General features: G+C 40.8%; 18 protein-coding genes. All 18 read right to left on the reverse strand.

The genetic code is table 11. The features are described from left to right. Positions 1-42 precede the first annotated feature (42 nt). Entirely contained in the window at positions 43-1,245 is a 1,203-nt protein-coding gene (locus ACZ5NB_RS10930) for a glycosyltransferase (protein WP_460233647.1), read from the reverse strand. After that, positions 1,246-2,418 (reverse strand): hypothetical protein, encoded by a 1,173-nt coding sequence (locus ACZ5NB_RS10935; RefSeq protein ID WP_460233648.1) that lies wholly within the window; start codon positions 2,416-2,418, stop codon positions 1,246-1,248. It abuts the gene before it with no gap. Next, positions 2,415-3,647 carry a glycosyltransferase family protein gene (locus ACZ5NB_RS10940; RefSeq protein WP_460233649.1) on the reverse strand — a complete coding sequence of 411 codons (1,233 nt, stop codon included), beginning with the start codon at positions 3,645-3,647 and terminating at the stop codon, positions 2,415-2,417. The genes ACZ5NB_RS10935 and ACZ5NB_RS10940 overlap by 4 nt, the downstream gene beginning before the upstream one ends. Before the next feature lie 356 nt (positions 3,648-4,003). Then, entirely contained in the window at positions 4,004-4,699 is a 696-nt protein-coding gene (locus ACZ5NB_RS10945; RefSeq protein WP_460233650.1) for an acylneuraminate cytidylyltransferase family protein, read from the reverse strand. Next, complete coding sequence (locus ACZ5NB_RS10950; RefSeq protein ID WP_460233651.1) at positions 4,696-5,652, reverse strand: dihydrodipicolinate synthase family protein; 957 nt, start codon at positions 5,650-5,652, stop codon at positions 4,696-4,698. Before ACZ5NB_RS10950 ends, ACZ5NB_RS10945 begins: the two co-directional genes overlap by 4 nt. Further along, entirely contained in the window at positions 5,645-6,691 is a 1,047-nt protein-coding gene (locus ACZ5NB_RS10955) for a GDP-mannose 4,6-dehydratase (RefSeq protein ID WP_460233652.1), read from the reverse strand. The genes ACZ5NB_RS10950 and ACZ5NB_RS10955 overlap by 8 nt, the downstream gene beginning before the upstream one ends. Then, entirely contained in the window at positions 6,688-8,505 is a 1,818-nt protein-coding gene (locus ACZ5NB_RS10960; RefSeq protein ID WP_460233653.1) for an N-acetylneuraminate synthase family protein, read from the reverse strand. The genes ACZ5NB_RS10955 and ACZ5NB_RS10960 overlap by 4 nt, the downstream gene beginning before the upstream one ends. Before the next feature lie 112 nt (positions 8,506-8,617). Beyond that, complete coding sequence (locus ACZ5NB_RS10965) at positions 8,618-9,268, reverse strand: phytanoyl-CoA dioxygenase family protein (protein WP_460233654.1); 651 nt, start codon at positions 9,266-9,268, stop codon at positions 8,618-8,620. Positions 9,269-9,375: 107 nt separating this feature from the next. Next, complete coding sequence (locus tag ACZ5NB_RS10970) at positions 9,376-10,668, reverse strand: hypothetical protein (protein ID WP_460233655.1); 1,293 nt, start codon at positions 10,666-10,668, stop codon at positions 9,376-9,378. Then, complete coding sequence (locus ACZ5NB_RS10975; RefSeq protein WP_460233656.1) at positions 10,668-11,942, reverse strand: lipopolysaccharide biosynthesis protein; 1,275 nt, start codon at positions 11,940-11,942, stop codon at positions 10,668-10,670. The genes ACZ5NB_RS10970 and ACZ5NB_RS10975 overlap by 1 nt, the downstream gene beginning before the upstream one ends. 146 nt (positions 11,943-12,088) lie before the next feature. Beyond that, entirely contained in the window at positions 12,089-13,057 is a 969-nt protein-coding gene (locus ACZ5NB_RS10980) for a GDP-L-fucose synthase family protein (protein WP_460233657.1), read from the reverse strand. Continuing rightward, on the reverse strand, positions 13,050-14,183 hold the full coding sequence (gmd, locus tag ACZ5NB_RS10985) for a GDP-mannose 4,6-dehydratase (RefSeq protein ID WP_460233658.1): 1,134 nt from the start codon (positions 14,181-14,183) through the stop codon (positions 13,050-13,052). The genes ACZ5NB_RS10980 and gmd overlap by 8 nt, the downstream gene beginning before the upstream one ends. 112 nt (positions 14,184-14,295) lie before the next feature. After that, entirely contained in the window at positions 14,296-15,711 is a 1,416-nt protein-coding gene (locus ACZ5NB_RS10990) for a mannose-1-phosphate guanylyltransferase/mannose-6-phosphate isomerase (protein ID WP_460233659.1), read from the reverse strand. A gap of 175 nt (positions 15,712-15,886) precedes the next feature. After that, a complete protein-coding gene (rfbC, locus tag ACZ5NB_RS10995; protein ID WP_460233660.1) occupies positions 15,887-16,423 on the reverse strand; it encodes a dTDP-4-dehydrorhamnose 3,5-epimerase in 537 nt (178 codons plus the stop codon). Between the two features lies 1 nt (position 16,424). Continuing rightward, positions 16,425-17,306 (reverse strand): glucose-1-phosphate thymidylyltransferase RfbA, encoded by an 882-nt coding sequence (rfbA, locus tag ACZ5NB_RS11000; RefSeq protein ID WP_460233661.1) that lies wholly within the window; start codon positions 17,304-17,306, stop codon positions 16,425-16,427. Next, entirely contained in the window at positions 17,303-18,208 is a 906-nt protein-coding gene (gene rfbD / locus ACZ5NB_RS11005; protein ID WP_460233662.1) for a dTDP-4-dehydrorhamnose reductase, read from the reverse strand. The genes rfbA and rfbD overlap by 4 nt, the downstream gene beginning before the upstream one ends. Positions 18,209-18,214: 6 nt before the next feature. Beyond that, the gene (gene rfbB, locus ACZ5NB_RS11010) at positions 18,215-19,306 is read right to left on the reverse strand and encodes a dTDP-glucose 4,6-dehydratase (protein WP_460233663.1); all 1,092 of its coding nucleotides are present in this window, start codon (positions 19,304-19,306) and stop codon (positions 18,215-18,217) included. 229 nt (positions 19,307-19,535) lie between these two features. Next, positions 19,536-20,861, reverse strand: a complete 1,326-nt coding sequence (locus ACZ5NB_RS11015; protein ID WP_460233664.1) for a UDP-glucose dehydrogenase family protein — start codon at positions 20,859-20,861, stop codon at positions 19,536-19,538. Between the last annotated feature and the right edge of the window lie 134 nt (positions 20,862-20,995).

Below are 20,995 nucleotides of genomic sequence, written 5' to 3' on the forward strand. Positions count from 1 at the left end.
AAATATAAATCACTTATTCAAATCTATCTGCATAATTGGTTATTATATATATACATATTCCAAGTCAGCCATATTTTTATTCATACGAACTCTTTCAATAACTTCAGCCATTTTATTCGCACTAACATTCCAAGTAAAATTATCAGCAATAAATCTTGAGGCTTTCTCTCCTTTTTTAGAGAGTTCCGTTGGGTCAAGTCTAGTCATATCTAAAAGCGACTTTTGAATTTCTTCTACGCTATTCCCCCTCATCACGACACCAAGCTCATGAACAGAAATATCCTCCCACGGAGTGTTTTCGGTAGTTATAACAGGAACTCCAGCTGAAAGTGCCTCACCAATCACCACCCCAAAATTCTCAGTGTAAGACGGCAAAATAAAAATCGAAGCGTCATAAAATGCTTGAAATTTTTCTTTATTTTTAAGCATTCCTAAATATTCCACATTTTTTAGCAATCCGGAAGACTTAAGCTGATTTATTTTTTTTTCATAACCACCGTAATCGGGTCCGGCAAGATCTAGTTCCCAATCTGGTAACTTACTTTCTATGTTTTGCCAGGCAGACAATAAATTATCAATACCTTTTTTTTCATGAAGCCTGGACATAAAAAGAATTTTTCGTTTCTCTTGTTTGCGCTGCTTAAGTTCCTGCCACTTCTGAGCAACATCCAATCCAATCGGCGTCACTCCGTGTGGTATTAAAGCTACAGGGGAAGTTATACCTAAATCTCTTACTGCTTGTAACTCATCTTTAGATGTCACGTGTATTAGAGCAGCACTATTCAATGCCATTTTTTGAAACAACCACCAGCTAATTAACTTTCTCAATCGGCCCTGCTTTAAGCACCAAGGAAACAGCTCACCCCTAACAGCAATAATATGAGGAATTCTACGCCTACGAGAAACCAACATTGGAAAAAGAGCGCAATAGTTCCAAAGGTTATTCGAATAAATAACGCTGTCCGGGTTTTCCTTAACTATTTTTTCAAGTGTCCTTTTGATTTTAGGCGCAAAGCGTAACTTAATAGGACCAATTGTATTATGAACTAACCACCTCAGGTTACACTCCGAGACAACAGTATTTACATCAGTTCGAGCATTACCAGATGAAACAACACATACCTCTACGCCAACTTTTTCGAGCGATAGCATCAGCGTTGGTAGAGAAACAGCGGGCCCACCATATGAATCATCTAGATTTTCAATTACACCTACTAAGGAAACCTTAAAATCAAAAAATGTCAATTAAACACCTCTGTATTTAAATTCTCTCACGATACGATATGATAACCATACAAGTGGCGAAGCTATACTAAATGATGTAAATAACGCAAACACAGGTAAGGCAGCAAGGGATATATATCTTTTAGAAAAGGTAGAAATTAACACCACCAATATAAAAACTAGATAAACAATACCGTATTGGTAGACCATCACAGTGAAACCCGAATTAGGTCTAGAAAGTTCTTTCACAACTCTATCATTAACAGAAGAACTTTCAGCCAGACCACTCACACCACAAATATCATAATACTTAGCTGACAGACTTCCAAAGTCTGACCCAACAGCGCCTAAAGGGGCCTCGACTACGGAACAAACACCTAGCCATATCTGGGTCCCCCTAGATAGAATCGAGGCATCTTCCATAAGGAGGGAGGGGTCTGTCGAGAGCTTAGCAATTAAGTTTACGAACCGAGATTTATCCTGAGCACCACCAACAACAACCAGCAAAATCGAAGATACTAGCAACGCAGGCCATAGTCGTTTAAATCCGTAAATTGAGAACAGAATTGGGAGGAGCAATATAGCAGTTCCTGACTTTGCTAGTATTATAGTTATGACGATGAGAATACTGTTAAACCAAAATCTAACTCTAGTGATTAATCTAAGCCTGAAAAAATAGTATTGATAGGCGTATAATATTAAAGATATGAATACTAAAAAACTCGACTCAGGGCAAAATGATGTAACACCTCTATATGAGTCGGCTTGATATTTGATTACGCGCATAAAATGCTGAAACATGCTCGAAAAAATATCTGGAGAAAGGAGCTGTATCAGAGCACCACATACGTATATATAAAGAACACAATTAATCGTTGCAGGCTTTAAAAAAACAAAGTAACGCTTCGTAAAATAGTATAGAAAAAATGCATAAAATACAGTAAAAATGTAAGAAATACTCGTATTTAAATCTGTAGAATTAAAAATCACCAAGACAATACAACCAAGAAGAAAGGCTATGAAAGCCAAGTCCGCTTGATCGAATTTCATAAACCTTTTTGGCATGCAAAGCAAACAAAGCAGCCCCACTAAAACTGCCGTTGGTTGAACATCGCTATTAATTGGAATAGGCGAAAGAAAAGGAAAAAAAGCAACGAAGAAAAATATATTTGAACACAAATGGGCAATTGTCAAAGTTTTTCCTCAATTATTTGACACTCCAAATCTTCCTCTTTCGATTCAATAATCGAAATAGCAAACGCGAGCACCTTGAAGTAAAATCCACTTTTGACTCCAAGTAGATAATCAGCGTGATTTAGAGCTCTATTCATATATTCTCCATAGAAGTCAAAAACCTCGATGAATGCTATCGTTAGCTCCTCCAAAGTTTTAGCAACTTTTAAAAATCTATCGTGGTGTAAATGGGTCGAGTATCCACCGGGATCTACGGCAATTGAAGGTATTCCATGCAAGCCAGCCTCAATCGAAACATTTGAGGACATGTGTAAGACCAAAGATTTACCAACAAAATCCTCAAAAAGAGAATTGCATCTACTAACAACAAGATTTGGCAACTCTTGTTCTTTAGAGTCCCAAAAATTAGTCCTATCCAAGGGATGCTTACGAACTACAAACTCCAACTCGGGGTGATCAACAATGAAATCAGAGATAATTTGAATAGACCTTTCCAACGCCAAAGAAATGCCATCCCAACTAGGTGAATATTGACCTGCAATTAGTATCGAGCCGGTACGACTAGCCAATGAACGCGGAAAATGCTCCTTTACTCCAGGGTTTATAAATGGTGATCCTGCAATTATTGCTTTTGTTGAACCTATCCTTGGTTTATTTTCACTGAGTCCATCTATAGTCGATTGACCAAAAACCAAAGTATAATCAACATCGGAGTTCGAGTGCGCTATCCCCCAACACCCTACTCCATGAGCGATATTAGCAACAACGACATCTTTTTTGTTTGAAAAATACCTAAGAACGGATGGAAATACTCCTGCATTTTCAACGATCATAATTATCTTAGGTGTATATTTTACTAGCAGGCAGTTGACATACAAAGAGTGAAGATATAAAGAAAATGGAATACCGTTATCCATACCAAAAAAAATTAGTTTATAGAACTTTTCCTTTCGAGACTTAACGTGCACTTTCGAAGAAACACCATTGATATTCAAAAAGTCCACCATTGGAGAAAACCTTGCAATCTTGCCGTCGTCAGGCAACACCAATAAAACTGTACAAGGGCTCTCTTTGATTGACAGCCGAGGGAATATTTTTTTTAATATAGGAGCAAGAAAATTATTCAAAATAAACAAAAGCGCGCCCACCCCTTTAGACGGAAGCAAGCTTTTATTCAAACTTTTATACAAATAACTTTGATAGCGCTCTATTTTCTTTAGACTGCTCATCAATCAAATATCTCAAAATTTATTATTCACGCTAAGTAAATTATACATAAAAGCTTTGCTCATAATTTCGGTCACAGCAGAAGCCCGTACTTGCTATGCCAATCTAAAAGTGAATGAAATCCAGAGTATAAATATTGATAGAAGCACACAACATCAAATTTCAACAGACTTTTTACACTTAGCTAAAAAGTTGATTTACTTGAATTGTTACAACGAAGTCAAAATAATTTAAGCAAAATTCACCGATGACTGAACATTATGAGCGCACCTTTGAAGAACCCACAGATATCACTATCCCATTTAAAAATAGCAAATTATTTACGATACACGATGTTTTGTCTGCCTCCGAAGTAACTCTAACCTGCCGCCATTAAAGCATCAGCAAGAATAAAATCTTCTTCATTATCAATATCAACAGATTCAGTCCTATTCATAATAATGGGTAGCGCATCTTGATAAAATGACACGAGTTTAGGATTTTTGAAATCTTCAATATTACGCACATAGATTGCACCATTTGGGTGGTAGGCAACGCGTTGATCTTGACTACGGGTATTACCTGTAAGCATAGGACTATCGTTAAAGACTGGCTCCCAGCCAGTCTCAACTTCATAGAATGCAAAAGACACTGCAAAATCATACTCAACAGCGGAAAATACTGGCTTATCGGTATTTTCAGATAAATGAATTGCTTCGGTCACATGTTTTTCATTTCTAAAAGGCATAGTGGGCAATGCAAGAAGAAACTTTGTATCAGCGTCATCGAAAATTGAGGTGTAGTTTGCCTTGAGGTAATCAAATATTTTCACTTTATCACCAGCCTCATCAGATGAGCGAAGATGTAGGCTCAACTTGGGAGACGAAATATACGCCTGAACAGTTTCCCAGTATTCTTTAGAGTCTGTCGAAAAAATCACCTTATCGACTTTCGTCGAGTTAACACAAGCCTCGAGTGTCCAGACCACCAGTGGCTTTCCTGCGAGTAACTTTATATTTTTATTTGGTAGTCGCTTCGAACCAGAGCGTGCCGGAACATATGCTACACAACTCATGCTTTACCCTGCCCTTTCTTTTCGTTCCATGCTGTTTGAACCTGCTTACAAACTTCGACCACCTCGAGGTATTCCTCATCCGATAAGTGCTTCAAAGGCATTCTATCCCTTCGGCTCATATAGCCGGCGGCTTCAAGCAAAGCCTTATTAGTACGGTGCCAACCATATTTCCCTGCGCACTGGTCAAAAAACGGTTTTTCCAGCTTATTAATGATGAAGTCTATGGTTTCCTGGTCATCGCGTTCATACGCACCCCAGAAAGTTTCACCTATTTCAGCATCTATAATAGAGATACCATTGAGATATGCTTTTGCACCATATGGTTTATACTGCATAAATGCAGATTTAACACCCGCAATAATTACACGGATATTAGGTTCTAACATTAGCGCTTCACGAGTGATATCAAAATTCTTGGCATCTTCTTTAAGTGCAACAATTTGATTCACTTTAGGAAGTGCATTCATTAAAGTACTCGGCCAATGCATTTGAGTGCCATTATAGCCAGACAAGAAAGGCATCTCGTGCACGAGTATAGGCATGTTGGTTTCTCGGCCAACCTCTGCATAATGATCGATAATTTGCTCATCGGTAAAGTATTTTTCTCTAACAAGCAATGATACAAGATCCGCGCCCGCCTCTTTTGCGTGAGCCGTAAATCTAATCGTTTCTTTTGTTGAACAGTGAATTGGATCCCCGACAATCACAATATTTTTACTATCAAGTGATTTGACATGCTTTATACAAAACTCATTCAACTCCATAATTTCATCATGGGTTAACTGAGAATAACGAGAGTTATAAGCCATGGCATAGAACTTCCGTGCACCTTGCTTATACAGGAGTGTCAGGTACTTTTCCAAGTTTTCATAATCAATACTTTCATCTTCTGAAAAAGGCGTAAAGATTGTATAAAAACACCCTTCTAAACGATCTTTCAATTCATCAAACATTTGTGATTCCTCTTTTCCAACGATCTAAATCAGCTTCTACCATCTCGCCAATCAATTTATCTATACTACGAGAGCCTTCCCAGTCAGTGAGAGACATGATCCTATCTGTGTTTCCCACCAGAGGAGGTGTATCTTGGGGTCTAAAATACCGCTCGGATACCTTGGCTATTACGCGCCCAGAATTTTTATCGATACAAACCTCTTTTTCCTTTGTACCCTCAAATACAGGGCTCATTCCTGCTGACTCGGCTGCCTTTTTTAAGAACTCACGTATGCTAGTTAGCCTGCCAGATGCAATGATCAGGTCTTCGGGCGAAGTAAGATCCATCATATCGCACATTGCAATAACATAGTCTTCGGCTGCACCCCAATCTCTAGCGGAGTTTAAGTCCCCCAACTCAAAGGGTTCGCCACCTTCTACACAAAGCCTTGCAATATTGTATGTTATTTTTCGAGTTACAAAAGATCTACCCCGAAGAGGCCCTTCGTGATTAAAAAGAATGCCTGAACAAGAATAAACCCCATAGCGCTCTCTATATAGACGTGCGAAATTTGCCGCTGCTAGCTTAGAGATGCCATAGGGATTGGTAGGATAAAATCTTGACGTTTCACTCAACTTTTCGTCGCCGAGCGCCGTACCAAATATTTCTGAGCTGGAAGCACAAAATATTTTAGATTCAGGAACGACGAGTCGCACGCCTTCCAGCATATTTAAAGTGCCATGAGCATTCACGTCTAGCGTAACACCAGGGTACTTGAACGAATCAGCGACGAAACTTTCACTTGCTAAATGAAAAATAACATCAGGTCTTGTTTCTTGTAAAACACTGATTATATTCTGGGCTTCATTCAGCTGACACTCTATAAGCTTGACTTGGTTTTTAATACCTAAGTAATCCAATCTCCAGGTGGTGCTAGACGAACCTCTCCGATAGCCGCCATATACTTCCCAGCCACGTGAAAGCAGTTCTTTTGATAGATGAGCACCATCTTGACCGGTCACGCCAGTAATGAGCGCAGTCTTTTTATTTTTTATCATTTTAGGCTGGCCAAAGTTTCCAAAGCGCGCTTGAAACCTGCACCGTTGTCTAAATGACCTTGCCACACTTCTATAACTTTGAGGCAATCATTATTCAATAGCGATTTAATAATATCTAAATTATCACTTTCACCTTCACCGATAGGCAATCCTTCTCCATCAAAACCTGCCGCGTCGGCTATGTGGATATGCCCAGTATTCACTAAGAGCTCTTTGACTAATTCATCAGCCGAGAAACCATAATAATTTTTACCCAATAGAAGGTGACAAACATCGAGGCATATAGGAAGTTTATACTTTTTAAGGTAACTTACATCTTCTATTTGATTCATTACGTGTAAGTCTACAGCGCCACCGAAATACCAAGCTATCGGGGGAAGCCACTGCATCATTATATCTACACCTTTAGACTGCCATTCGCGCACAATACTTGCGTGTTGCTCAAAGAACAACTCTCTATCACTGTGGACCACAGAAAAACTACCAACAACCGGTACTTTAAAGCCAGTCAGCTCCTGTAGCCGACTAGCAAATAGCGCTGTTCGTTCTAAAATTTCATGGCTTGCTTTATACTGTTCTTCATCGGGCGAAAATGGGTCCATTAATACGGTGGAATTCACATAATCAGGCAGATGAACACTATATCGATTATTAGAATTAAACTGCTTGACGTCTATCTCCTGAAGTATCTCTTTATGAGAGAGATGGAATTCAAATGAACCTATGGGAAACAAGGCTTGAAATTTGTCAAGATCATGAAGCCTTACAGGTAGGGAAAGCTTATTCTTTTGCGCAAACTCTAGAACCTCTTCGGATATGTTTTCACTTTTTTCGAATAATGATTTCGTTAAGACAGCTCCCTGCGGGACGTCTTTATGAACCTTTTTGCCAATAAATTCATCGATTGCACTTCGATCAATACCTGTATTTGGTGAACGATAGATCAAATTATCCATTGTCACTGTATCACCTGCCGACAAAGCTTTACCTGTATAAAACGATCGTCCAAGGTTTTGTCTATTTAGCAGTTCACCTTGGTTGGGAACCCTTGGTATATTACCTGCGGTCAGCGCGTGCATATTATTCGCAAACAAACACAATGTTTTAAATTCTTGTGGTGTCGAGCTCGACGAATGATCTAGACCTTGTGCATTTTTATCAAGAGTAATATGACGTTCTATTACGGTCGCCCCCATCGATAGAGCTAACAGACATACCTCCCAATTATCATCGTGGCTTGAATAGCCAATATCCCTATTCCACTTGTCTTGTAAATATTTTATATAGCCTAGTCGCGCGTTTTTAATCGAAACTGGGTAATTTGATACACAGTGCAACGGCGTCCATCCAGTATTCGGCAATTCTTTGAAGACTTTTTCGAGTTCTTTCTCTTCATGACACCCAGTAGATATATAAACATGCTTACCAAGCTCTAACAACGCTTTAATCAGCTCTATATTTGAAAGTTCCGCAGATGGAAGCTTAAAGAAATCAAATGAGTCCATATTATTATGGAAATCATCTAAATCGCTTTTTTCGAAAAAACTAATACCTGGTTTTACACCTAATTCACGAGCATAATTACAAAGCTGAACGATAACCCTTGGTTCTAGGTGTGTGCGATTTATCTCCTTTAAAAGCAATTCATCGCCAATTTCTCTATCAGTATCAGCATATGCATTGCTAAGATTTCTATACTGAAATTTAATCGCAGTAACACCAGCTTGTGCTGACTCTCTAATCAACTCACGCGCTTTTTCGACACTACCGTCGTGATTAATACCGATCTCTGCGATAACTTCTACACTTAACATATCAACACACCATCATAATTCTTGGCCTCTCTTCCTTGGTTAAACCTTGTTTATCCAACCAAATTAAGACAACCGAAATAGAACAACAAACCCAACCAAAAGGCTACACATCCTAAGAAAATACCTTTGATATAAATCCTGAGATCCCTTTTTTCCTAGTCCAATCAGATTTTTGAAAATCGAACCTCAAAACCCTCCTTTCTCCACCGTCGATTAAATTTCCAGCAAAATGCGGGCAATTGGTATCAAACAGGAGTACACTTCCAGCAGGACCGAAAAAAGCCTTGTACTTTTCAATGGCTATTGATTCAACCTTATTCCCTTGATAATCCTTATAATTTTTGGGCAACTTTAGCCTAAAAGTTTCAAAGTCATCAGGTCTTGAGGGCGCAGCATGAAATGGCCCATCTTTTTGTGATACCTCGTCAACGTACACCATTACCTTAAAAAATCGATTGTAGTCTATATGGGGGATATATGGGAGTTTATCTGGGTCGCTAGTCTCGCTCGTAGACTTCACCAACCAAAGCTTTTCCAGCTCCAGCTCGCTATTTTTAAGTTCAAATTTTTCTTGGATTGTATTGTATATCTTAAAAAACTCGTCCTCTAATTTAACCTGATCCAAACTTAACGAAGCGACATTTGGATAGTCTAAATTTTTATATTTTTCATACCCAGCCTCGAAACAATCAGACACTTTCGACAAATCAGCATCTAAAACATTATCTGTGAAAATCTCTACACCATTTTTTTGCGTGATCATCTTTGATATACCACCTTATATTTTAATCTCAAACTGTTCAAAAATAGTTTCTACACATATTTTACAAGGCCATCGCACTCAGCTCACAACTGGGAACCAGCACAAATTTAAGCTACATCCTTGTTGGGTAAACTACTGAAAAAATCGATTAGCTTAAGCTTCACATTTTTACTGGCTTGCTTTATTTGAGCCAATATACGAAGCATAAAAACAGTAGAGAAAGCGCTCTGAATTATTGAGAAGCACTTTACACGAGTTAGATTAGACCAGTCCTTTGAATAAAGACAAACCACGCCCAAGCTAGCGAACTGAAAACGCAAATCAACAGAAAAACCCACAGCATTAATACTACGCTCAATTTCTTTAGTTGCGCAATGATCTATAACAAAGACAATACTAGAATTTGTCGATTCAATAGCACACGCTAAATTCGGAATAAAACTCCGAGAAACTACTAAACATTTTAATTCAACTTCACTCGACAACAGAGGATTAGAGGTGATAACAGCATCGCCATTAAATTTAGCAAGCATAGCGCTTAAACAAGCATATCTAGTTTTCAATAAATCGCGACTCGTCCAGTCTTCACCTATCGACACTGAGTGAATACAGGAACCCAACTGAATATAACCTTCATCATCTGTACAAATGTTAAAAAGCGGAGCCTCATTTCCGAATTTACTAAACAAAACCGATACTCGATTTAAAAACTGGCAGAACAACTCCATTGACGTAGTCTTTAACCTCATTTCGCTCCAATTTCGAGACTTAACACCATCATAAACGAGACTTTCCATTGGAACTCCACCCCAAATTTTCGCCTTGCTCGGCAAGCTATATTCATAACTCCACGCAAATCTATTTGATGATGCCATATTCGAATCTAACAACTTACTCAATGTTAAATCTGCCAATAGTTGATTTGCATGAATAAAATCGCCAATGTATTCCTGCTTTATAATTCCGTCTCCTGAAACCGCTTCATCGAATACCGTTGCACAGGGGAGCTTCTGCCTCACCATTTCATCTCTCACTAAAACCCACAGAGCAGCATACTTCTCATCTTCTCTTGGAACCGGAGGAACGATATGTAATTCCAATTTGTATTTAGACAAATTCTCCTGAAGCTTAAATATTGATTCAATAAATTTTTTGGCATACAACGAATTTGAGCCACCTCCAGATTCCAAAAAACTCCTTAAACTGGGTTCTCCTACAAGCAACATCAGCTTGCTACTCTCCGGTATACCACAAACGGTTTTATTCAACAGCTCTATGGTTTCATTAAGTTGATCACCGCTATTGAGAAGAAGCCTTTTGCCTGGCGCTACGAACAGGGGTAGGCATTCCGGATGATAAGAAAACGAGCGGCAATGGCTATCTCCCACAACATATAACATTATTCAACAACCCTATTTCTACCCTCGCTAAATCGCACATAAATTACGACGGTGCAGAGCAACAAACCATTGTATAGAGCAAGAACACACGCTGCTGATAACAGAGACATACTTCCCGACATCAGATATAACGTACACACATAAACTAGAGAAGCACCCAAATTCATAGCAGCTAGAAGAGGCATCTTCAGTTGAAATAGGAAGTATTTCGCGTAAAGCAAATATACTCCTTGCGCTAGATTTGCAAACATAAACATAAAAATACCGAGCACAGACAACTCATAGCCTTTCGGCCAATATATTTTTGAACTCAATACTATTCCTAGAGCTGCCAACACATAACAAAAAACTAAGACTGAAACTAAAGCAAACCGATATTTCCGCAACTGAACTAGATTCCCATTCTTATAATAGGATATGCTTCTTGGCGTATAAGTATTATTTACTGCATTACCCAAAATCATAACCATAGAACATAACGTAGCGGTAAAACTATAAGCACCCAAAGCGTCTAAACTGAGCAAAGGCACAAGTAATATTTTGTCAGCGCCCATTTTCAACCAGTTAGCCGCTACTTGTGGAAATACTTTCACCCCGTATACCACGACTTCTTTAGCATGATTCATCATTATTGGCAGTGTATCTACGTATTTTCGTTGCAGATAGAAAGCGACTAGTGCTGCAACCAACAAACCCACGCAATACCCTGCTATTCGCATCTCAAAAGCATTTTCGCTAAAAGCAATAATTAGCAAGATGGGAATACCTACTGTGGCTAGGGTTTTGAAAACCTCTACCCTACCGAACAGCTTGGCGTCTCTACTAACAACAAATGTTTTCATAGAGACATCAATAATCGACAAAACCGGTGAAAAAACAATCGAAAGCGTCATCAGTGAAAACGAAATCGGCCACACTACATTGGTCTTATCAACCAAATAAAAAACCACAAATAACAGCAACGCTATTACTATACTCACTGCTCGACCTGACCATATCAACGAAGAAAAGTCTTTTTTATCAAGCATTTGCTTTTCACGCACAATCATTTGGCTCACGCCAAAATTTAAAAACGACGCACTCAGCATAGTTATAGTAGTAAAAATGGCCACCCCACCAAATTCTTCTGGTGTTAAAAGCGATGTAAAAAAGAACAATCCCAAGATAGGAAGTAATTTCGCCAACAATCCATACGATAAATAGCTAACTAGTTCACCACCATAGTCCTTCTTTAAAAAGAACTGACAATAGGAAATAATTTTCTTATAAGCCACAAAGTCTACCTAGGCAATATCACCTACATTTTTTAGTTTTTCCTACCAACATAGCAAATTCGAGCTATACAAATATTGTAGGGTTTTAATCTCACTATCTAACCGAAGACAAACGAACTTACGCAAGATGATCCAAGACCGGGCAATTACGATAACTTATCGTAGTTATTTAGAAAATCCTGATAAGCTACCACAAGCCCCTCGGCTAACGAAGTCGACGGACTCCACCCTAACTCTTTCAACCGCGAACTATCCAACAATTTTTTTGGTGTACCATCAGGCTTCGACTTATCAAATACAATTTCACCCTCATAACCAACCACCCGCGCAATCTCTAACGCTAGATCTTTGATGGTGATATCCTCACCATAACCCACATTCAAATGACTACACATAGGTGAAACAATTTTTTCCATATACTTTTCTTTGGGAATTGACATCAAATAACAGCAAGCATCAGCTAGATCCTCAGAGAATAAAAATTCCCTATAGACTTTACCGCTCCCCCACACTGCGACACTTCCCGCATCACACTCTTTTGCTTCATGAAACCGTCTTATCAGGCCTGGTATAACATGACTTTCGTCTTTATGGTAATTATCTCCCGGACCATAGAGGTTGGTCGGCATAATACTTCTGTAATCACGCCCGAATTGACGGTTGTAACTTTCACACAGCTTTATCCCTGCTATCTTTGCGATTGCGTAGGGTTCATTCGTCGGCTCAAGAGCTCCCGTAAGCAATGCTTCTTCTGTTATTGGCTGCTCAGATAGTTTGGGGTATATACAGGAAGAACCCAAAAAAAGAATTTTATTAACATTTGCACTATGAGCAGCATTGATAATATTGCACTCTATTATTAAATTATCGTAAATAAAGTCCGCAGGATAAATATTATTTGCGTGGATACCGCCAACTTTTGCTGCAGCAAGAAATACCTGTGTTATTTCACGCTGCTCGAAAAAATGTTGGACTGCAACCTGGTCTTTCAAGTTTAATTCTGACTTATCACATGTAATGATATTTCCATACCCCTGCGACTGGAGGCGACGCACGATAGCGGACCCAACCATTCCCTTATGGCCTGCAACATATATTTGGCCACTATCATTCATTTCTTGCACTCTCCAAAGATACCGGCACCTCTAATCCATGCTCTTTTAAAAGCGCATGTCGCTGGGCAACCTTCAAATCTTCCTTAACCATCTCCGCACACATCTGTTGTGTAGTTATTTCAGGAATCCACCCTAAATTTTCTTTCGCTTTAGTTGGATCCCCAAGTAACGTTTCAACCTCTGCCGGCCTAAAATAACTCGGGTCGACATTAACAATTACATCTCCTACCTTCAGTGCAGGTGCTTTGTCGCCCTCAATAGATTTCACAATAGCCCTTTCTTCTACGCCACTTCCCTCAAACTCCAGTTCAATACCCAACTCTAAAGCACTCCAAACTATAAACTGCCTGACAGAATACTGAGTCCCCGTTGCTATCACGAAATCCTCCGCACAATCTTGCTGCAGCATCATCCACTGCATTCTGACGTAGTCTTTGGCATGGCCCCAATCTCTCAAAGCGTCTAAATTACCCATATATAGACAAGACTCTAACCCCATCGCTATATTCGCCAGCCCTCTTGTTATTTTACGTGTCACAAAGGTTTCACCCCGACGAGGGGATTCATGATTAAATAAAATACCATTACACGCATAGAGACCATACGCCTCACGATAGTTGACAACGATCCAATATGCATACAGCTTCGCAACAGCATAAGGAGAACGAGGATAAAATGGAGTGGTTTCTTTTTGTGGCGTTTCTTGCACCAACCCATACAGTTCAGAAGTAGATGCTTGGTAAAAACGGGTATTTTTTAAACCCAAGAAACGTATAGCTTCTAAAAGGCGGAGAGTCCCCATTGCATCTACATCGGCTGTGTATTCTGGCGACTCGAAGCTAACCGCCACATGAGATTGAGCGCCTAAGTTATAAACTTCGTTTGGCCGCACCTCTTGTAAAATTCGAATCAAATTCGATGAGTCTGTGAGATCCCCATAATGAAGGATAAAATTTTTATTCTCCACATGAGGATCCTGATAAATATGGTCGACACGCTGCGTATTAAAACTGGATGAACGCCTCTTTATTCCATGCACCTCGTACCCTTTTTCCAACAAAAACTCTGCAAGATAGGACCCATCTTGCCCAGTAATACCTGTTATTAACGCAACCTTTTTCGACATACTAAACACCCAAATATAAATATTTACCTAGAAATTATTTCATTAGGAGAAATTAACTTACAGCTTCACCATATTTCTCCTCAATGGACAGAAACTATGCCCACGGATGATCTTATTTTCTACCATAAGTATCCTCATATCGGACAATATCGTCTTCACCAAGATAACTGCCGGACTGAACCTCAATAAGCTCCAAAGGCATCTTCCCAGGGTTGGAGAGCCGATGAGTTACTCCGAGCGGAATAAATGTCGACTGATTTTCTGACAACATTATCGTATCTTCACCTTTCTGGACCAAAGCAGTTCCCTTCACGACAATCCAATGTTCTGCACGATGATGATGCATCTGCAGCGACAAGCTCGCCCCCGGGTTAACCGTAATTTTCTTTACCTGAAAACGATCACCACAATCAATAGAGTCATAAGCTCCCCATGGGCGATAAACTTTGCGATGTGATAAATGTTCGGTTCGATCTCTGTCTGACAACAACGATATTGCACTTTTGACATCTTGTGCACGATTTTTATTTATTACTAAAACGGCATCTGAAGTAGTTACAACAACTAGGTTATCAACGCCTATTGTTGCAACGAGCTTGTCAGCTGAGTGAACTAGCGTATTCGTCGTTGAGATAGCAATAGCATCTCCATGAATAGAATTGCCATCTGCATCCTTTTTTTGAGCATCCCAATAGGAACGCCAGCAGCCTACATCACTCCAACCCGCATCTAATGGGACACTGTATACCTGGTCAGACTTTTCCATCACAGCGTAGTCGATTGATATATTCGGGGATTGCCCAAACTCATCCTTATCGACTCTAATAAAGTCAAGATCGCTTTTTGCTGTGCCAATAGACGACTTTGCGAAGGTGTAACACTCGCTCGAATATTTTTCTAAACTTTCGAGATAAGCATCTGCGGTAAACACAAACATACCACTATTCCATAGAAAACTCCCTTGCGAGAGGTACTCTTCTGCGGTCTCCGTATCAGGTTTTTCAACAAAACGAAGTGCCTTAGAAGGCCTTCCAGCTTCCACTTTACCTTGAACTTCAATATAACCATAACCTGTTTCAGGACGTGTCGGCACAACCCCAAAAGTCACCAAGGCACGTTCAGCCGCTTTCTCTATTGCTAAAAAAATTGACCGGTGAAACTCCGCTATTTCGTCGATTAGATGGTCAGCAGGCAACACTAATAACGTTGGATCTTCGTCTTTATTCATTTGTTTAGCTTGCAATGCAGCCAAAGCTATAGCAGGCGCGGTATTTCGAGCTGCCGGCTCTAATATAATTTGGCCTTTTATACCAATTCCCCGCAATTGCTCAGCAACAGTAAAGCGATGATCTTCGTTGCATACAACAATAGGTTCAGCAAGATCAGGTAAGCCCTCCAATCGCCGGATGGTTTGTTGCAACATTGTTTGATCCCCAAACATTTTTAGAAATTGTTTAGGAGCCTGTTGGCGAGATAATGGCCACAAACGTGTACCTGAGCCACCCGCCAAAATCACTGGAACGATCATCTTAAAAACCTCAATACTTCCATTTAAATACCAACTTTATTTATCATCACGCTATAGATATTTAGTAACTTTGACTGAACCAATAAACAGCAATATACGCACTATATTTTTTACGAACCATAACTTTCTAAACTTGAGTTAACGTTCTTACATCGACACCTAAAAAATCATCCGCCTAAGCCACTACATCTTGAAGAAAAGCTCCGTTCATGTCTTTTTCAGAAACAAGGGGATTTTTAATTTTCCATGCTATACGCAACTCTGGATCATCCCACTTTATACACATCTCATCGCGGGAGTCGTAGTAATCGGTGCACTTATATTCGAAATCCACTACATCACTCAAGACTTGAAATCCATGAGCAAAACCAGGGGGAACCCATAGCTGCCTATGATTTTCACCCGACAACTCGACACCCACCCATTTACCAAACGTTTTAGATTCAGGTCTTACGTCTACAGCAACATCAAATACTGATCCGCGTACCACTCTGACCAGCTTTCCTTGAGGTTTATTTTTTTGAAAATGCAATCCTCTCAATACTCCTTTTGTAGAGCGTGAGTGGTTATCTTGAACAAATTCAAGATCAATACCCAGGGCTTCCTTGTAACGTTCAGCTTGGAATGTTTCTAAAAAAAAGCCTCTTTCATCTTCAAAGACTTTCGGTTCGATAATTTTTACATCGTCAATTTCTGTGTCAATGACCTTCATATCAAACTTTTGACTCGTCAAGTATTCTGAATAGATATTCGCCGTAGCCAGACTTTGCGTATTTCGCAGCGTGTTTTTCCAACAATTCTGGGGAAATCCACTTTTTTGAGTAGGCGATTTCTTCAGGGCAAGCGATTTTCAACCCCTGACGCCTCTCTACGATCTGGACAAACTGCGTAGCTTCTAGCATGCTTTCGTGAGTACCGGTATCGAGCCACGCATAACCGCGACCCATTTTCTCAACTTGTAGTTTTCCTCGGCGTAAATAATTAGAATTTACATCGGTAATTTCTAATTCACCTCTTGCCGAAGGTGTTATTTCTTTAGCAATGTCACACACATTTTCATCGTAGAAATATAGACCTGTTACCGCGAAGCTAGACTTTGGGGAACTCGGCTTTTCTTCAATGCTGATCGCTCGCCCAGTATCATCAAACTCTACTACGCCGTATCGCTCCGGGTCACTAACATGGTAGGCGAACACCGTCGCACCCTGTTGTTGCTGACTCGCAGATTCGAGCTGTTGCTGGAGGTCTTGGCCGTAAAAAATATTATCTCCCAGTATAAGCGCTGAGGGAGCTCCATTTAAGAAGCGTTCGCCAATAATAAATGCTTGCGCTAAACCATCAGGTGATGGCTGCACTGCATACTCAATGGACAAACCCCACTGAGAACCATCCGCTAATAATTCTTGAAATCTTGGTGTATCAGCCGGTGTTGAAATGATTAAGATGTCTCGAATACCGGCGTCCATTAACGTCGATAGAGGGTAATAAATCATTGGCTTATCAAAAACCGGGAGCAGTTGTTTTGAGGTAACTTGGGTTACTGGATATAAACGGGTCCCCGACCCTCCGGCAAGTATTATTCCCTTACGGTTCATTGCATACCCCGCTCTACGTACTCTCTAACGAAACGTTCTACATGGTCCTTCCAATGCGGCAGTGATAATGAAAACATGCTTTGCAGCTTTTCATTAGACAAACATGAGTTTATTGGTCGCTCTGCTGCAACGGGGTAATCAGAACCTGGAATAGCGTTAACATTTCCAGCTGCCACTTTGATCGGCAAACCACGATTTCTAGCTCGTTCGATGATATTGCTGGCCAACTCGTGCCAACTAGTTTTACCCCCGGCAACCAAGTGATAAACACCGCTGTAAGTTTCTTCGCCGCTTTTTTCATCCATTATTGTACGCACGACATGGGCGGTAACATCCGCAATAAGTTCGGCACTTGTTGGCGCGCCAAATTGATCATTGACGACGCTGAGTTGATCACGCGATTGAGCTAAGCCAAGCATAGTTTTGGGGAAATTGCTTCCGTGTAACCCGTAAACCCAGCTTGTTCTTAGAATAATGTACTGACAGCTAGACGATGCAATGGCTAGCTCCCCTGCCAACTTAGTTTCGCCATAAACACTTAATGGATTTGGGGTATCAGATTCAAGGTATGGCGTTTTTTTCTTACCATCAAACACATAGTCAGTTGAGTAATGAATTAACCAACCGCCTACTTGACGCATACAGCGTGCTAATATTCCTGGGACATCGCGATTAAGAATGAAAGCCGCTTCTTTGTCGCTCTCGGCTTTGTCAACCGCCGTGTAAGCCGCCGCATTTATGAGCACATCCGGAGCCTCACGCAAAACCTTCTGCTCTAGCGTTTCAATATGCTCTAAATCACAGTGGTGTCGATTCCACGCAACGCATTCACCCAACACGGCGCATGCTCGCTGCAACTCCCAACCTACTTGTCCATTTGCGCCTAATATGAGAATTTTCATTACGTATCACTTCTCATTCTCATTGTAGTGTTTATTTATCCAATTCTTATAAGCACCCGATGTGACGTCATTCACCCACTTTTCGTTGGCGAGATACCATTCCACGGTTTTCTTTATTCCCGTAGAAAAAGTTTCCGCAGGTTGCCAGCCTAGCTCAGACTCGACTTTTGAAGCATCAATTGCATAACGCCGATCATGGCCTGGCCGGTCTTTTACATGTTCGATGAGTTGCTTATAAGATGAAATATTGTCAGGCAAATGGTAATTCTCATGCGGGGGAACAAACTTATCTAACAAATCGCAGATCGTATTTACAATATCGATATTGGCCACTTCATTTAAACCGCCGACATTGTAAACCTCTCCTGTTCGCCCACTTGCTAACACTCTCCGAATGGCACAACAATGATCACTCACAAAGAGCCAATCTCTAATTTGCTGGCCATCACCATAAATAGGTAATGACTTTCCTTGCAGCGCGTTGTTTATCACCAATGGAATTAACTTTTCAGGAAACTGGTATGGCCCATAATTATTGGAACAATTGGTGGTTAACACAGGCAAACCAAATGTGTGATGAAACGACCTAACCAGATGATCTGATGATGCTTTACTCGCACTATAGGGGCTGTTGGGCTGGTATTGATTGCTTTCGTTAAAAGGTGGATCACTTGGTGATAATGAGCCATACACCTCATCGGTTGACACATGCAAGAACCGAAATGCGTCTTTGTCAGCACTTGGAAGGTTTAGCCAATAATCTCTTGTCGCCTCGAGCAACTTGAGGGTACCAACTACGTTCGTGTCAACAAACTCAGCTGGCCCATGAATAGAGCGGTCTACATGGGATTCTGCCGCGAAATTAATGACCGCTCGCACACCATGTTCAGACAGCAGGCTTTTTACAAGGTCGTAATCGCCAATTGAACCTTTTGCAAAATGATAATGTGGGCTGGAGGAGACTTCCTCGAGGTTTGCGGGGTTGCCCGCATAGGTTAACTTATCGAGGTTAACGATACTTTCGCGGGAATGCTTGAACCAGTCAACGATAAAATTACTGCCAATAAACCCGGCACCACCGGTGACTAAAACCGTCATTGTATCCCCATATCCCGCGATTGATCTCGGCCTGGCTTCCCAAGCCGCGCAGAATTATATCGATCTTAAGAACTTAAGACCAATCAATTAGGTGATCCAGAGCAAAACGATCGAGGAATTTAATAGCAGTTAACAAATTAATACAAACAGGAGGATTTCACTTCAACTTAATGATGATTTGCGTGCCACCAAGGCCGAGGAGGCACGCAGACTGCCATGTTGAATCGTTTTATTTACGCCCCACCGAGTAATACTGAATACCATTTGCTTGCATTCTTTCTGGCTCGTATAGGTTTCTGCCGTCAAAGACCGTAGGGGTTTTTAGATGTTTTTTGAAGGCATCATAATCTGGCGCTCTAAACTCTTGCCATTCGGTGACGATAATTAACGCATCTGCTCCTTGCAGTGCAGCTTCTTTTGTTCCTACGAGCGAAAGGTCTTCGCGTACACCGTAAATGTGTTGGCACTCATTCATCGCTTCTGGGTCAAATGCCTGCACTTTGGCACCTGCAGCCCAAAGAGACTCCATCACAACACGAGATGGTGCTTCGCGCATGTCGTCTGTATTGGGTTTAAACGCCAACCCCCAAAGAGCAAACGTTTTACCTTTGAGGTCACCCCCAAAGTGTTTTTCGACTTTCTTAAAAAGTGTGGATTTTTGGTCGTTGTTGCGATCTTCAACTGATTGTAGGATTTTGGGATCAAAATCGACAGATTTGGATGCATGGATGAGTGCTCGCACATCTTTAGGAAAGCAAGAGCCGCCGTAACCCGCGCCAGGATAGATAAAGTGGTAACCAATACGCGGATCGCTACCTAAGCCTTGACGCACTTTTTCAATATCGGCGCCCATGCGTTCTGCCAGGTTTGCAATTTCGTTCATGAAGCTAATTTTGGTCGCGAGCATGCAATTGGCGGCATATTTGGTTAACTCAGCACTGCGTACATCCATGACCATGATTTTTTCGTGATTACGCGAGAAGGGTGCGTACAGTTCGCGCATCGCGTCTTCAGCTGCTTCCGAATCCGTGCCGATAATGATGCGATCAGGCTTCATAAAATCAGATAGCGCTGACCCCTCTTTTAAAAATTCGGGATTGGATAGGACGGTAACTTCCACGCCCTGTGTGCCTTTTTTATTCAATACCCCTTTAATGGTCTCTTTGACTAGATCAGCTGTGCCCACGGGCACTGTGGATTTGTTAACCACAAACTTTTGCTCAGTCAGGTTTTCACCAATAGTCTCAGCGACCTTAATGACATATTTGAGATCGGCTGAACCATCGTCACCAGACGGAGTCCCCACAGCAATGAATATAACCTTGCCATGTTGGATGGCGTCAACTGCATCAGTGGTAAAACTGAGACGACCAGCACTAACGTTTTCCTTAACCATTGGCGATAAGCCTGGCTCATAGATTGGAATTTCTCCTTGGGTTAACTTGTCGACCTTCGCCTGATCAACATCCACACATTTAACGTGATGCCCCACCTCGGCTAGCGCCGTCGCCTGAACCAACCCAACGTACCCTGCTCCAAATACCGTAATATTCATCAATATCCTGCTTTGCTTTTCCTATTTAAACCACTATTTAAACCGGCGAGAATGCCATAACTGTGTGACGCTTTGATGAGCGCAAACATGTCGCCAATCTATGGAGTATATGAGAAAACGATGTGGCGTTAAAT

The sequence above is a fragment of the Aurantivibrio plasticivorans genome (assembly GCF_055392955.1).